Raw genomic sequence first — 12,373 nt, 5'->3', positions numbered from 1 at the left:
TTCAAGGACCGCACCCTGCGCGGCGCCGTTGCCGGCAAAGTCTGTGTGATTACCGGCGCCACCTCCGGCATTGGCCTGGCAACGGCGGAAAAGCTCGCAGACGCCGGTGCGTCCCTGGTTATTGGCGCCCGCAAGCCGGAGCGTTTGAAGGAAGTGGCAGAGCAACTGCGGGCCAGAGGCGCCACCGTGCACGCCATTCAGTGCGACTTTGCGGAAATGGAGGAGTGCGACCGCTTTGTGGCGGAGGTGCTCAAGGAGCATGAGCATATCGATGTGCTGATCAACAACGCCGGCCGCTCCATACGCCGCGCCCTGAACCTGTCCTTTGACCGTTTTCACGACTTTGAACGCACCATGCAGCTGAACTATTTCGGCTCGGTGCGGCTGATCATGGGCTTTGCGCCCACCATGCTGGCCCGCAAGAAAGGCCATGTCATCAACATCTCATCTATAGGCGTACTCACCAATGCGCCCCGGTTCTCCGCCTACGTGGCCTCAAAATCCGCGCTGGATGCCTTCAGCCGCTGTGCCGCCTCGGAATGGTCGGACCGCAACGTTACCTTCACCACCATCAACATGCCGCTGGTGAAAACCCCGATGATTGCCCCCACCAAGATCTACGATTCCGTACCCACCCTGACCCCGGACGAAGCCGCCGACATGGTGGTACAGGCCATTATCCACCGCCCCAAACGCATCGCCACCCGACTGGGGGTATTCGCCCAGGTGACCCACGCCATTGCGCCCAAGCTGGGCGAAATCGTGATGAACACTGGCTTCAAGATGTTTCCGGATTCCAGTGCGGCGGGCAGCAGCCGGAGAAACCAGGTGACCAGCGAGCAGATGGCCTTTGCGGCGTTGATGCGGGGGGTGCATTGGTAGGGGGCAACCACGCCCTGGCCTTCCCAATCTTGCAATAACTGCTGGTTGGCATATTATGCCAATAACAGATTGGGGAGGTGGAGCATGGCTACCAGAAATGTGGTGTTAACGGATCACCAGACGCAGGTTATTGAGAGTCTTGTGGCGTCAGGGCGATATCAGAATGCCAGTGAAGTAGTTCGCGCAGGACTTCGAATGATTGAGGAAGCTGAGGCGGTCTATGAAGACAAGCTGCAGGCTCTTCGTGAAGCCGTCAACGTCGGCCTGAAGGATGTGGAGGAGGGCCGTACGATGACGTTTACGTCCGATGAATTCTCTGAGTACCTGGAGGAGAGGGCTAAAATGATATTGTCGAAAGGGATTGATGGTTGATGTCCGGAAGAGCGGGCGAGGAAGATGGAACAGAAAAAGGAAGGCCGGGCAATTGCCCGGCCTTCCTTTTTCTGAACTTCGCTATTAGCCCTGCAGCAACTGCAGTACCTGCTGCGGCCTCGCGTTGGCCTGGGCCAGTACCGACAGGCCTGCGGACTGCAGCACCTGGGTGCGAGCCAGTTCGGCGGTTTCTGCCGCAAAGTCCGCATCCCGGATCCGGCTGTTGGAGGCCGAGAGGTTTTCCGAGGTGGTGCTCAGGTTGGCGATGGTGGACTCGAAGCGGTTCTGGACGGCGCCCAGTTCCGCGCGGAAACCGTTGATGGTATCTATGGCGTAGTCTACGGCGATCATGGCAAGGTCTGCGCCCTCACGGGTGGAGATGTCCAAATCGTTCATTGAGGTTGTATTGAGTTCTACCGTTGCGACAACGGATTTCAAAGTTTCCGTTGCCGGGTCGAAGGTACCGTCGCCATCCAGATCAGCCTGAATATCAATGGTAAACGCCTCGCCGAACTGTGATGAGAAGATTATTTCATCATTGTCCGCGTTCAGATTTGCCTTGATCCCGGTATTATTGGATTCCGCGTTGACCTGGCTAACGACATCATTAAGGGACCCCATGCCCTCAAAATTAAAGACGGTGCCGTTGATATCCACATTAAAATCGTAGGTTTCACGGTTTTCAAAAGCAGAGCCTAATGTTTTTGCTTCCGAGAGGGCGGCGTTGATAATTTGGTCGCCGGGAGCGTAGGTGTTACCGACATCGTTGCTGTCAATCGTGAAAGCAGGAACTGTCGTGCCGGGTGAAGCCACCGTTGTATTGATAGTGAGCGAGCCCGCTGTGTCGGTAACTGTCAGGGTTGTATCCGTAGTCGCCAGTCGCAACGCTGCCTGAAGAGTGTCTGCGATCTGGGTGGTGGTCTGGTTAGCCTCAATAACAACGGGTTCAGTTACACCATCAATCTCTATCACACCGCCATTGGCAAAACTATATCCGGAGCCGGCGGAAATATCGATAGCTGTGGAGGGAGTGCCGCTTACGACAGCAGCTGAAGTAAATGAGGCTTGCTGAGCTGACGCGGTGGTGTTATCTGTCAAATCGAAGTTTGCAGTCAAATCATTGGTTTCATCATTGGTGAAGGTAATGATTCCGGTCCCGTTGTCTCCAGCCACAGTAATGCCGTCGAGTTGCCCGTTATAACCGGTAACCAGCTTCGCTGCTGCAATGCCGGAATCGATTGCTGCGGCGATATCTCCCGCGCCAGCGGCTGACGTTACGTTAACTGGAATCTCAATGCCGCTAATGGTTACGGTGCCGGATACATCCTGACCACCGCCCAGATCCAGGCCCGATGCACTGAGATCGATTTCCGTATCCACGGAGCCTGCGGGTGTGATGGTGAATCCTGATAGCTCATCAGTCTCTTTCGAAACCGTACCTATCTGACTCCCACGAGAATCCAGACCGCTAATAGCAATAGTCTCCCCGGTATTGGCTCCCACCTGGAAGGTCTGCGTAGCAAACGTTCCGTCCAACACTTTCAAGCCGTTAAACGAGGTTTGGCTGGCAATCCGGTTGATCTCTTCAATCCGCTGTTGGACTTCCTGATTCAGAGCCTGGCGGTCAGAAATGCTGTTGGTGGCGTTGGCAGATTGTACTGCCAATTCCCGAATTCGCTGCAGGTTATTGGTGATTTCATCCATCGCGCCCTCAGCCGTCTGTGCCAGAGAGATACCGTCGTTGGCATTTCGCTGCGCCTGATTAAGACCCGCGATCTGCGACTGGAACCGCTCGGAAATGGCCAGGCCTGCTGCATCGTCTTTGGCCGAGTTGATGCGTAAGCCTGACGACAGTCGTTGCAGGGCAACATTGGAGTCGGCCTGTGAAGCGTTCAGATTCCGCTGGGCATTCAGCGAAGCGATGTTCGTATTAATGACCTGAGGCATGTTCATTCTCCCTGCTCAGAGATGCCGGTAACCCAGTGCCCGATCAAGAGGGGACGCCGTGCCGGCGGAAATTCGTGGAATTGCCGTTTTGCAGGAACTTAAGCGAAGGCTGTGCCAGTTTTTCAGAAATGGTTTTATAGTTATGAAAAATATGGGGAAATGTTGGCGAGGTAAACGAATGGTTGGGACAGTCTGCCGGTTTTCTGCCGCGGACGGCGGAATGGGGTTGCCGCTTTTTTAGGCGTATGTGGGGGAGGCAAGCGGTGACTGTCCGCGATTTGCCTTTCTTGGGATGACTGCGGTTACGAAATCCATTACGATGTAACTACAAATGTAAATACAAGGACGTGTCATGCATTTTGAGTGAGATGCCTCGAAAAATGCAGCCAACATTCGCAAGCACGGAATCGATTTCTGCGATGTAATCGATATATTCAGCCACCCTATGTTGACCGCGATCGACGATCGCTACGGCTATGGTGAGCCGCGCTGGGTGGCCATTGGACTGGTTCGGCAGATGATTGGAGTGGTGGTATACACTGAGCGGCGCGGTGACGTAGTCCGGATTATCTCCGCCCGCAAAGCAACAAAATCAGAGGTACGGCGTTATGAACAAAGCATCTAGAACAGACTGGAAGCGACTCGCCGACATGGATGATGAGGCGATCGATACCAGCGATATTCCGGAGCTGGACGATGCCTTTTTTGAAAGGGCGGAACTTCGCTTGCCTGCCAAAAAGTCAGTGACCATTAGACTTGATGAAGACGTTCTTGAATGGTTCAAGGCTCAGGGTAAGGGCTATCAGACCCGCATCAATAAACTGCTGCGGCAATACATGGAGCGTCAGGATTCCGGGCACTGATTCCTGCCTTATTTCCCAAAAACTAAACCTGCCGAACAGGCCCGGGGTAACCCGCTACCAATTCGTCTGCTGTCAGCAGCAAAAAGCCCTCGGATTCGGCCTGGGCAACCAGAATACGATCGAACGGATCCTTGTGAATATCCGGCAAGTGACTGACAGCAAGCGTGTGCTGAGAGGTGATAGGCAGCTCCAGATAGCCATTGTCCACAAGGCCGCGGCGCAGCAGGTGGGCGTCAACCTGGAAATCCGGCCGGCCCAGCCCATTCTTGATGACCACTTCCCAAACGCTGGCTGCGCTGAAATACAGGGTATTTTTGTGGTCGCCGATAAGAGCGGATGCCTCGGGCGATAGCTTATGAGGCTCTGCCGCTGCCCATAGCAGTATGTGGGTGTCCAGGAGTAAATTCACGTCACGCTCCGAACATCCCTGCTATTTCGTCCTGGCCCATCCGGTCGAAATCTTCAGGAACGTTGAATTCGCCTGCCATAAAGCCAATACGCTTTTGTTGATCTGGCTCTGGGCTATCAATAGCGGTGACACGGGCAACGGGCTTTCCCGCCTTGGCGATGATAAAGCTTTCCCCTTTTGCTGCACGGGCAACCAGCTGTGACAACCGGGTTTTGGCTTCGTGCATATTTACAGATTCCATGGCAATTACCTTCCAACTTAGTTCATTGGACTTAGTTTATCTGGTTGGCCGAAACGGATCTACGATAAGAGCAGCGGACCTGCTGCTTTTACATGGAATGTCTGGATTCCGGGCTCTGATTCCCGTGTTGCTTCCCGAATGTTAAAGCAAGGGTGTCCACTGCCAGATAATTGGGGCTTGGGCGGTGTCTGTCCCTATGGGGCGGGGCCTGCGTCAGTCAAACAGATCCTCGATGCGTTCAGCGGATAAAATCCGAGCCACCCATTGATCGAGCTGCTCATCGGTGGCTTTGGTCAGGCGCTCGTCGGCCCAAACCGGAACCTGTCCAAATTTCAGCAGGATCTGCTTTCTCAAAGTGCCTTCCACGCCTTGATGCATTCCTTGCTCCATACCCTTCTCCAATCCCTGTTCCAATCCTTCGGCACGGAGCCGGTCGCTCAAGCTAGCCATGGTGTTGGTCTCCTTCGGATACTTTGCTTGATACTGTTCCATTTCATTATCATCCAGGGCTGAGTAGATGTCGATAAAGTCCAGATACTTCAGTTGCTTTTCCGGGTTGGATTCCAAAGTGGTCAGGCCCTGTGTGGCCCGGGCATAAACTTCCAGTTTCTGGCTTTGGCTCCAGCTCATCAGGCTGAGGCACAGCCGGGCGATGAGGTTGGTGCTCTCCCAGTAATCCTCCGCCTTCATCTCTGCCAGGGCACAGCGCAAATAATGAAAGCTGAGGTAGGTGTATCGTTCGCTACCCAGTGTCAGTTCCGTCGATTCTTTACCGTTGCTGTTCAGAAAAATCACCACTGGCACAATGCGGCTGGTCTGGCACAGGTCTGCTACATCCAGGCAGTAGTGAGCCAGGCGATGGATTGAGAAGCGATTGGGGTTGGTTTCTTCTTCCAGTATAAACAGCAGGGCTTCGCGACGGCCATCGGGCCACTCTGCTAAAAGCGGTATATCCAGTTCGCGAAAGCGATCACCCAGACGCTCCTTCAGTTGCTCTTGCCGTATAGGTACGATCCGGACAGACTCATCCAGACTGGATGCTTCTTCGGGGCTGAACAGCTGCAGTGCTTGTATCGGGTAGTCCAGAATCAGGTTCTTGAAATTCTGGTCATGGCTGGTTCTTGCCTTGTTCCGTGGCATAGTAGTGAGTCCTTGGCGAGCCTGAGCATATTTTCGGTGGCTGGCATTGTACTGTCAACAAAATACTGGCTATATATACAGTTATTGATGTATGACTTAGGGATGTTGGTGCGTCCTTGTTAGACCCGCGTCAATAAACTGCTGCGGCAATACGACCGGTCATCCTATTTGTCGCCGAACACTTGCCTGCCTAATTCAGGCCTCATGCGGCTGGACTTCTTTGCGCACTTGCGGGCCTTTGTCTATCTGCGCCTTGCGAAGCTCATACTCGACTTGCAGGTTGAGCCAGAAGCGCTCACTCGTCCCGAAATAGCGGGCAAGTCGCAGGGCGGTATCAGCCGTTATGCCACGATTTTCCCTGACAATCTCGTTGATCCGGGTCACTGGAACATGCAGCGCGCGAGACAGAGCGCTGACGCTCATTCCTGTGGGCTCCAGATATTCTTCCCGGATGATCTCGCCTGGGTGAATGGGGCGCATTCCGTTTTGAGTCATGACTTGTCCTCCTCAATGGTAATCGACAATTTCTACATCCTCAGGCCCATCGGCAGTCCATCGAAAGCAAACCCGCCACTGCTGATTAACCCGAATGCTATACTGGCCAATCCGGTCGCCTTTCAAGGCCTCAAGTCGATTCCCGGGTGGTGACTTCAGGTCATCCAGCGTTTCGGCTGTCTGCAGCAGGATCAACTTTCGTTCGGCTGCATTTTTTATGGCCGAAAAGTGGCGAGTCTTACCAGTCTCGAACAGAGCCTGGGTCTCTTTGCAACGAAATGATCTGATCATGTAAAGGATGCTATACCGTTTATCGTTTAACGGCAAGCGTTATGGTGGTGATGAGTTTGTCAGAGCGTTCTTCGGGAAATTTTGAGGTGTCTGATTCAACCCCCCGGTTTTTGGAGTGCCTGATGGGATGGACGCCTCCCCTTCCGAGACGGCGTCGCAATGCGCCAAACTTATGGTGTCAAACCCAGTCACTCGAAAGAGGAGGCGTCACCATGCAAGTTAAACTGATTGGCATCGATCTGGCAAAAAACGTCTTTCAGATCTGCGGTGTGAACCAGGCTGGCAAAGTGGTGTTCAACCGTCAGCGGACCCGTGAAAAGTTTCTGGCGGAGCTGCGCAAATACCCAGAGGTACCGGTGGTAATGGAAGCCTGCTACAGCGCGCACTATTGGGGTCGCACCCTGCAGGCGATGGGGCACAATGTTCAGCTTATTCCGCCTCAGCACGTCAAGCCGTTCCTGCGAGTCAACAAAACGGATGCCTGTGATGCTCGCGCTATCTGCGAGGCTTCTCAGCGGCCGGATATTCACTTCGTTCCCGTCAAATCGGTCGAGCAACAGGATTTGCAGCTGCTTCAACGGCTGCGCAGCCGTCACATACGAAACCGCACGGCGCTGGCTAACCAGATCCGCAGCATCGCTGCAGAATATGGTCTGACATTCCCTAAGTCGTTACACCAGCTTCGAATCCAACTGCCACGCGCGCTGGAGGATGCTGACAATAACCTGTCTCATGTCGCCCGCGAAATGATTGCGGCAATGGCAGACGACCTTCGTGTCCTGGACCGTAAAATCGAATACCTCACACAGAGGCTGACCCGGCTCGCAGGTCATTCACCGGACTGGCAGCGCCTGCAAAGTGTTCCCGGCATCGGTCCGATCATAGCGGCTGCAAAGTGTTCCCGGCATCGGTCCGATCATAGCGGCTGCCTTACTTGCTGCCGTGGGTTCTGGTAAGCAGTTCCGATGCGGTCGAGACTTCTCCGCCTGGCTTGGCCTGGTGCCCCGTCAGCACAGTTCCGGCGACAAGACACGACTGCTGGGAATCACCAAAAACGGGGACCGTGAACTGCGCGCACTGTTAATACACGGAGCCAGGGCTGTCATGCGTCGAGCGATACGTCGAGACGATCCACTGGCGCACTGGCTGATAGCCCTTAAGGAACGGCGTGGCCACAACAAGGCCATCGTTGCCCTGGCCAACAAATGCGCCCGTATCGCATGGCGCGTGATTCGCTATGGAGAGACGTTCGACGTCCGCAAAGCAGTCGCCTGAAACCAGCGACGAAAGACACAAAATCAGGAGAATGAACTCACCGGGTTAGACCCGCCAACGGATGAAGCAACCGGTTACCCGGCCCTGGCAAGAGCCTGATCTGAGGACAAGTCGCTTTGCAGCACGAGTGCCTGTATAGGCTGTCGGGGTCGGATCTCATCAAGGCGCGGGGCGCAGCACCAAGTCGCCCCAGAACGACGCCGGATATATGTCCGTGAACCACCCGCTTCATCGACTGGCACCCTTGACCCCGGGGAGGCGTCCATATATGTCCGCGCTGTCCATACCCGTGTTGTTTCCCGAATGTTAAAGCAAGGGTGTCGACTGCCAGATAATCGGGGGGGGCAGTGTCTGTCCCTGTGGGGCGTTTCCCTACCTGCGTATCGACTCTTCTTCAGCCGGCAGTTTCATCAAGACTATGACTCGAAAAGGTAAGAAAGAGGAATGCTAAGGAAAATCACGACTACACCGTAGATATATCCATAGGCCGCAGCCCGTTCAAACCAGTTCGCGAAGGACCTTACGTCCAGGTCAGGGTAGAGCAGTTGATATTTCTTAAGCTTCTGGAACCAAGGCATTGTGCAGGCCCAGGCAAAAATTGTGGTATTGATAAGGCCGAAATCAAGGGTGCCGCTATCCCAGTAGTCTCCGGTTGCTGTCAGCACTTTCTTCAGGCGACGGGTTAACGTGAGTCTGAGGAGCAGACATCCAAGGAACATGGCTGCCACGCCTCCAACCATTATGTAAGCAAAGAAGATGTCCAACGGCATATCAGTCATGATCACCACCGGTCATAAAGCTTCCCTACGCGACCTTTTATAAAATAATCTGCTCCGACTGCCGCTGAACCTGCGACAACTATGCCTACAGCAAGCCCAACAGGCGTGAAAGCGATCACGGTGCCAATCGCAGCTCCCAAAAGGATGCCGGCTCCAAAAGAGGTGCCCTCAACAACCGCTTTGCGCTGCCAATTGAGGTCGTTATTTTTCCAGCTATGGTGAACACTGCTGGCACGAAGGTAGCCATCAAACACGATAACCCCGGGTCCGGCCACCCGGGCGACCTTGGCAAGCCTGGTGAGTTTTCGTACGTCTGCTGTATCGGCCACAGGAATGGACTCCCACACGGTGCGGCCGGCCGCGTTGGTGGTCTGGCGCATGCCGAAGGTATTGTTGTTCAGGTAGTTCAGCGACTTGTCATGCGGTGTTGTCCATATTTTCCAGAAAGGAAATTAGCAAAGTTCTCCTGGACGAGCTACTTCTTCGGCTCGAATTGAGGGGCGATGCTTACCTTTCCCGGCGGGATGTATGGATGCCTGCCTGCCTACCCACGCATGACCCTGTTAGTTTGCGTCGCCAATCACGATATTGAGCGATTCCGGAGATTGACCGATGATTACTGACTGGCCAGCAACCCGGAAAGGATTTCCATGCCTCGTCCCCGCGAACAGCTCATCTCGATCAGCGATACTCCCTATTATCACGTCGTGTCCCGTTGCGTTCGCCGGACCTTCCTGTGCGGCTATGATCGGACAACTGGCACGGATTACGAACATCGGCGCCACCGGATAGAAGAACGAATTCGATTGCTGGCATCCCTGTTTGCCATCGACCTTTGCGCCTACGCCGTGATGTCGAACCACTACCACCTGGTGGTGAAACTGTGCCCGGAACAGAGCGAAGCGTGGACAGACGAGGAAGTACTGGAACGCTGGGGCAGTCTTTATCGGGGGCCACTCATCGTTCAGCGGCACCTGAAAGGGGAGCCGCTTGTCGCTGCTGAGCGTCGCTTTTTGGATCGCACCACTGCCATCTACCGCAAACGCCTTGGCGACCTGAGCTGGTTCATGAAGTGCCTGAATGAGCCAATCGCCCGGGAGGCCAATCGGGAAGATAATTGCACTGGCCACTTCTGGGAGTCCCGCTTCAAGTCACAAGCATTGCTATCCGATCAGGCTCTACTGAGCTGCATGGCCTATGTAGATCTGAACCCGGTACGAGCCGCTATGGCAGAGACACCAGAGGCGTCTGACCACACCAGTATCAAGGAGCGCCTGAACCCAAAGTTTGACCTGGTACAGGCCATTCAGAGCCAAGTGGATTCCCGTTACCTGCGTCAGTTTCCAGTCTCGCTCAAGCCGCTGCTGAACTTTGAGGGCAATGAACGGAACGAACTGCAGCGCGGCATTCTATTCAGCCTGAGAGATTATCTGGAACTGGTGGACTACACTGGCCGGATCATTCATCCAACAAAGCGCGCCGCAATACCCACATCCATACCCCCGATCCTCACCCGCCTGGGGCTATCCCAGGGCGAGTGGCTCAGTGAAGCCTGCGAATTTGAGGCCCGCTATGCGCAGAACCAGCGGGCGGAGCAGAGCAGGCGACGACGAGCGGCCTGATCCCCACCCAAAAGAGCGAAAACAACGCACGGGCCAATAGCCGGGGGCTTCGCTTGGCCTGAATTCGGGTAAACAGGCCGGATTTTGGCGAAGTTGGTAAAATTGTGGCCAAAGAGGTCAGGAGTGGTGTTTTTAGACGGCCGCTGTCGATGTTAGGGAGAGGGTAGCGAGTTCTCTTCTTTGGGAGTGCCTGTCTATGCCGGAGCTTCAGGGCGAGTGGCTCAGTGAAGCCTGCGAATTTGAGGCCCGCTATGCGCAGAACCAGCGGGCGGAGCAGAGCAGGCGACGACGAGCGGCCTGATCCCCACCCAAAAGAGCGAAAACAACGCACGGGCCAATAGCCGGGGGCTTCGCTTGGCCTGAATTCGGGTAAACAGGCCGGATTTTGGCGAAGTTGGTAAAATTGTGGCCAAAGAGGTCAGGAGTGGTGTTTTTAGACGGCCGCTGTCGATGTTAGGGAGAGGGTAGCGAGTTCTCTTCTTTGGGAGTGCCTGTCTATGCCGGAGCTTCTGGTTATGCCACGATTTTCCCTGACAATCTCGTTGATCCGGGTCACTGGAACATGCAGCGAGCGGGACAGAGCGCTGACACTCATTCCTGTGGGCTCCAGATATTCTTCCCGGATGATCTCGCCAGGGTGAATGGGGAGCATTCCATTTTGAATCATGACTTGTCCTCCTCAATGGTAATCGACAATTTCTACACAGTGTACTGTTTAACGGCAAGCGTCATGATGGTGATGGATTCGCTAGAGCGTTCTTCGGGAAATTTTGAGGTGTCCGATTCTATTCTTCTATTCCATGTCCTTCTGTGGTGTCGGAAGCAAAACATCCTTTCTTTCCCTAAGCCAGACCGAAAATCTCGCCCCTTATGCCCCTCTTTTACATTCCTTTACAAAAACCCCCGTTTTTTTTCTAAAGGAACCCACCGAAGCGCCGTTAACTGAAGCAACAGGGCGGCGCTACCAAACCAAAGAATGGGCGCCTGACCTTTTCCACGATGAAACGACACTTAATGTCGAAGGAGAAGTAGCATGGCTCTCGGTATCAACACGAACGTAGCCTCACTGAATGCTCAGAACCAACTGAGCAAGTCCCAGGGTCAGAATGATCAGGCTCTCCAGCGTCTGTCCTCTGGTTTGCGCATTAACTCTGCCAAAGACGATGCCGCTGGCCTCGCCATCTCTACCCGTTTCAGCTCCCAGATCTCCGGTCTGAACGTTGCGACTCGTAATGCCAACGACGGCATCTCACTGGCGCAGACCGCTGAGGGTGCTCTTAACGAAATCACCAACAACCTCCAGCGGATTCGCGAACTTTCTGTTCAGTCCGCTAACTCCACCAACAACACGTCTGACCGCGAGGCGCTGAATGCCGAAGTGCAGCAGCGTATTGAGGAGATTGACCGGATTGCGTCTCAGACGTCCTTCAACGGGCTGAAAGTTCTGGATGGTTCGTTCCAGACCGCCGGTTTTCAGGTAGGTGCGAATGCTGGTGAGGTAATCAACCTTGATCTGAGTGATAGCGCTCGCAGTGACTCGATTGGGGCGAAAGCATCCTTGAGTGCTTCTGACCTGAGCGCGACCTTTGTTGGAGGCACTCCAGGCACTCCGGCAACTGCTGCTGACTCCGGTGCGATCAGCTTCAATGCTGGGGCGGTGAGCGAAACGGGTACCAGTGATCCAATCACCTTTAACGTTTCATTGAGTGATGGCACAACCACCCTTACAGGTGCAGAACAAACTGTATTGGCTAGCGGTACTTTGACCGATACTCAGCTCTCAGACGCTATTGAGGGCTTGGGCTTTAGTGCCGATGGCACTACTACTACTACGGTCAGCGGCTTCACGATTGACACTGGCGGAGACACAATTGCTGATGCTGTCGCTAGCGGTACAATCTCATTCTCCAGAGCTGATGGCACTAACTTTACCCTCGCTCAAGTAACTGGAGGAGCTGGAACGCCAAGTGGTGACGCATTCACCGCTGTCAACACAGCAACCCCGACAGCAGGCGCTACCTCGGGTGTAGCAGAAGTACCTGCGGTAGAGGCAGGCG

General features: G+C 54.5%; 13 protein-coding genes and 3 pseudogenes. 7 read left to right on the top strand and 9 right to left on the bottom strand.

Annotated elements, in window-relative coordinates:
• Positions 1-882 (top strand): SDR family NAD(P)-dependent oxidoreductase (locus AAC035_RS11535; protein WP_339804139.1); only part of this gene is annotated, 882 nt, incomplete at its 5' end.
• 84 nt (positions 883-966) lie between these two features.
• A complete protein-coding gene (locus AAC035_RS11530) occupies positions 967-1,254 on the top strand; it encodes a type II toxin-antitoxin system ParD family antitoxin (RefSeq protein ID WP_339804136.1) in 288 nt (95 codons plus the stop codon).
• 84 nt (positions 1,255-1,338) lie between these two features.
• Here AAC035_RS11530 and AAC035_RS11525 read toward each other — a convergent pair whose 3' ends face one another.
• Positions 1,339-3,201: a flagellin gene (locus AAC035_RS11525; protein ID WP_339804132.1), complete on the bottom strand. Its 1,863-nt coding sequence runs from the start codon at positions 3,199-3,201 to the stop codon at positions 1,339-1,341.
• A gap of 352 nt (positions 3,202-3,553) precedes the next feature.
• Here AAC035_RS11525 and AAC035_RS11520 point away from each other — a divergent pair.
• Together AAC035_RS11520 and AAC035_RS11515 are read left to right on the top strand one after the other, a co-directional pair.
• Positions 3,554-3,826: pseudogene (locus AAC035_RS11520) on the top strand (BrnT family toxin).
• Positions 3,810-4,064, top strand: coding sequence for a BrnA antitoxin family protein (locus tag AAC035_RS11515; protein WP_339804129.1), 255 nt, complete (start codon positions 3,810-3,812; stop codon positions 4,062-4,064). The pseudogene AAC035_RS11520 and the gene AAC035_RS11515 overlap by 17 nt, the downstream one beginning before the upstream one ends.
• A gap of 22 nt (positions 4,065-4,086) precedes the next feature.
• Here the strand turns inward: AAC035_RS11515 and AAC035_RS11510 are convergent, their stop codons facing one another.
• The 5 genes from AAC035_RS11510 to AAC035_RS11490 all read right to left on the bottom strand — a co-directional run bounded on the left by AAC035_RS11510 (position 4,087) and on the right by AAC035_RS11490 (position 6,640).
• Positions 4,087-4,473 (bottom strand): type II toxin-antitoxin system VapC family toxin, encoded by a 387-nt coding sequence (locus AAC035_RS11510; RefSeq protein WP_339804126.1) that lies wholly within the window; start codon positions 4,471-4,473, stop codon positions 4,087-4,089.
• Position 4,474: 1 nt separating this feature from the next.
• The gene (locus tag AAC035_RS11505; protein ID WP_339804123.1) at positions 4,475-4,714 is read right to left on the bottom strand and encodes a type II toxin-antitoxin system prevent-host-death family antitoxin; all 240 of its coding nucleotides are present in this window, start codon (positions 4,712-4,714) and stop codon (positions 4,475-4,477) included.
• A gap of 213 nt (positions 4,715-4,927) precedes the next feature.
• Positions 4,928-5,854 (bottom strand): hypothetical protein, encoded by a 927-nt coding sequence (locus AAC035_RS11500; protein ID WP_339804121.1) that lies wholly within the window; start codon positions 5,852-5,854, stop codon positions 4,928-4,930.
• A gap of 195 nt (positions 5,855-6,049) precedes the next feature.
• Entirely contained in the window at positions 6,050-6,349 is a 300-nt protein-coding gene (locus AAC035_RS11495) for a HigA family addiction module antitoxin (protein WP_339804118.1), read from the bottom strand.
• Positions 6,350-6,361: 12 nt separating this feature from the next.
• Positions 6,362-6,640 carry a type II toxin-antitoxin system RelE/ParE family toxin gene (locus AAC035_RS11490; protein WP_339804115.1) on the bottom strand — a complete coding sequence of 93 codons (279 nt, stop codon included), beginning with the start codon at positions 6,638-6,640 and terminating at the stop codon, positions 6,362-6,364.
• 212 nt (positions 6,641-6,852) lie between these two features.
• Between AAC035_RS11490 and AAC035_RS11485 the strand changes: the two are divergent.
• Positions 6,853-7,915, top strand: a pseudogene (locus AAC035_RS11485) (IS110 family transposase).
• Positions 7,916-8,331: 416 nt separating this feature from the next.
• On the opposite strand, the gene AAC035_RS11480 reads toward AAC035_RS11485, so the two are convergent.
• Together AAC035_RS11480 and AAC035_RS11475 are read right to left on the bottom strand one after the other, a co-directional pair.
• Positions 8,332-8,694 carry a hypothetical protein gene (locus AAC035_RS11480; protein ID WP_339804112.1) on the bottom strand — a complete coding sequence of 121 codons (363 nt, stop codon included), beginning with the start codon at positions 8,692-8,694 and terminating at the stop codon, positions 8,332-8,334.
• A 2-nt stretch (positions 8,695-8,696) separates the two neighbouring features.
• Entirely contained in the window at positions 8,697-9,074 is a 378-nt protein-coding gene (locus AAC035_RS11475) for a hypothetical protein (RefSeq protein ID WP_339804108.1), read from the bottom strand.
• 270 nt (positions 9,075-9,344) lie between these two features.
• Between AAC035_RS11475 and AAC035_RS11470 the strand changes: the two genes are divergently transcribed.
• Positions 9,345-10,316 (top strand): transposase, encoded by a 972-nt coding sequence (locus tag AAC035_RS11470; RefSeq protein WP_339804105.1) that lies wholly within the window; start codon positions 9,345-9,347, stop codon positions 10,314-10,316.
• A 433-nt stretch (positions 10,317-10,749) separates the two neighbouring features.
• Here the strand turns inward: AAC035_RS11470 and AAC035_RS11465 are convergent, their stop codons facing one another.
• On the bottom strand, positions 10,750-10,968 hold the full coding sequence (locus tag AAC035_RS11465; protein WP_339804142.1) for a HigA family addiction module antitoxin: 219 nt from the start codon (positions 10,966-10,968) through the stop codon (positions 10,750-10,752).
• A 381-nt stretch (positions 10,969-11,349) separates the two neighbouring features.
• Here AAC035_RS11465 and AAC035_RS11460 point away from each other — a divergent pair.
• Positions 11,350-12,373, top strand: a pseudogene (locus AAC035_RS11460) (flagellin); the annotation flags it as partial.

It is taken from the genome of uncultured Marinobacter sp., from assembly GCF_963974375.1.
Taxonomy (GTDB): domain Bacteria; phylum Pseudomonadota; class Gammaproteobacteria; order Pseudomonadales; family Oleiphilaceae; genus Marinobacter.
This window is presented reverse-complemented; position numbering and strand designations above follow the sequence as displayed.

Excerpts from the sequence above, each read along its gene's own strand:
- AAC035_RS11530 (WP_339804136.1), top strand. The coding sequence starts at position 967 with ATGGCTACCAGAAATGTGGTGTTAACGGATCACCAGACGCAGGTTATT.
- AAC035_RS11525 (WP_339804132.1), bottom strand. The coding sequence starts at position 3,201 with ATGCCTCAGGTCATTAATACGAACATCGCTTCGCTGAATGCCCAGCGG.
- AAC035_RS11515 (WP_339804129.1), top strand. The coding sequence starts at position 3,810 with ATGAACAAAGCATCTAGAACAGACTGGAAGCGACTCGCCGACATGGAT.
- AAC035_RS11505 (WP_339804123.1), bottom strand. The coding sequence starts at position 4,714 with ATGGAATCTGTAAATATGCACGAAGCCAAAACCCGGTTGTCACAGCTG.
- AAC035_RS11500 (WP_339804121.1), bottom strand. The coding sequence starts at position 5,854 with ATGCCACGGAACAAGGCAAGAACCAGCCATGACCAGAATTTCAAGAAC.
- AAC035_RS11495 (WP_339804118.1), bottom strand. The coding sequence starts at position 6,349 with ATGACTCAAAACGGAATGCGCCCCATTCACCCAGGCGAGATCATCCGG.
- AAC035_RS11490 (WP_339804115.1), bottom strand. The coding sequence starts at position 6,640 with ATGATCAGATCATTTCGTTGCAAAGAGACCCAGGCTCTGTTCGAGACT.
- AAC035_RS11480 (WP_339804112.1), bottom strand. The coding sequence starts at position 8,694 with ATGACTGATATGCCGTTGGACATCTTCTTTGCTTACATAATGGTTGGA.
- AAC035_RS11475 (WP_339804108.1), bottom strand. The coding sequence starts at position 9,074 with ATGCGCCAGACCACCAACGCGGCCGGCCGCACCGTGTGGGAGTCCATT.
- AAC035_RS11470 (WP_339804105.1), top strand. The coding sequence starts at position 9,345 with ATGCCTCGTCCCCGCGAACAGCTCATCTCGATCAGCGATACTCCCTAT.
- AAC035_RS11465 (WP_339804142.1), bottom strand. The coding sequence starts at position 10,968 with ATGCTCCCCATTCACCCTGGCGAGATCATCCGGGAAGAATATCTGGAG.